The organism is Acinetobacter sp. ATCC 27244, assembly GCF_000156555.1.
Taxonomy (GTDB): Bacteria; Pseudomonadota; Gammaproteobacteria; order Pseudomonadales; family Moraxellaceae; genus Acinetobacter; species Acinetobacter haemolyticus.
Map to the genome: position 1 here is coordinate 1 of NZ_GG665989.1, position 902 is coordinate 902.

1 pseudogene and 1 other annotated feature are annotated in these 902 nt (G+C 39.5%); the pseudogene reads right to left on the reverse strand.

Annotated elements, in window-relative coordinates:
* Positions 1–854, reverse strand: a pseudogene (locus HMPREF0023_RS16415) (IS3-like element ISAba19 family transposase); the annotation flags it as partial.
* Positions 463–579 (reverse strand) — a sequence feature (AL1L pseudoknot). Its footprint overlaps the pseudogene before it by 117 nt.
* Positions 855–902 lie beyond the last annotated feature (48 nt).

A 902-nucleotide genomic window follows, 5' to 3' on the forward strand; every position in this document is an offset into this window, starting at 1 on the left:
TAATGCATCAAGCACCATATCTGTATTCATCCGTGTAGATACTTTCCATCCAACAATTGCTCGTGAGAACACATCAATAACAAATGCGGTATATACCCAGCCTGAATGAGTTTGAATATACGTAAAGTCACCCACCCATAGTTGGTTTGGATGATCAGCATTAAAATTACGTTTCACTAAATCATCTGCCCGTTTTTGGTCATCTCGGTTACGGGTGGTTTGTTTATTCTTACCACGCCAAACACCTTGTATACCTAGCTTTTGCATCAATCGAGCAACTGTACAACGTGCAATAACATAACCCTCACGTTTCAATTTTTGCCAAACTTTACGTACACCATATCGACCTGAACTTTCTTTCCAAATTCGTTTAATTTGTTCAGCATGATACTCATCATGTAGATCTCGTTTCGCTCGATGTTCTGGATTTTCAGTGAGATCTAAAGTTCGGTAATAGGTTGAAGGTGCAATCGGTAAAATTCTACAAATCGCTTCAACACCATATCGATCTTTATTGTTATGGATAAAATCCACCATTATTTGTGTGGGCGGTCGAGCTCCGCCTGGGCGAAAAAAGCGGCTGCTTTGCGTAGAATTTCATTGGCACGTTTTAATTCTTTAATTTCACGTTCCATTTGCTTCATTTTTTCTTGGTCAGATATCTGTTGTACTTTGGCAGGATTTAGTTGATCCAGATGCTTTAAATACCAAACACGCAATGTTTCAGGAGTACAACCGATTTTAGGAGCAATAGCTGTGATTGCTGCCCAAGTAGAAGGATAATCTTTTTCAGATTCAATTAGTAATTGAACCGCTCTTTCTCTAATTTCGGGGGTATAGTTTGGTTTTGTCATCGGGATAGTCTCTCAGAATATTGACTCTCCGACAAACCCGGTACGGTT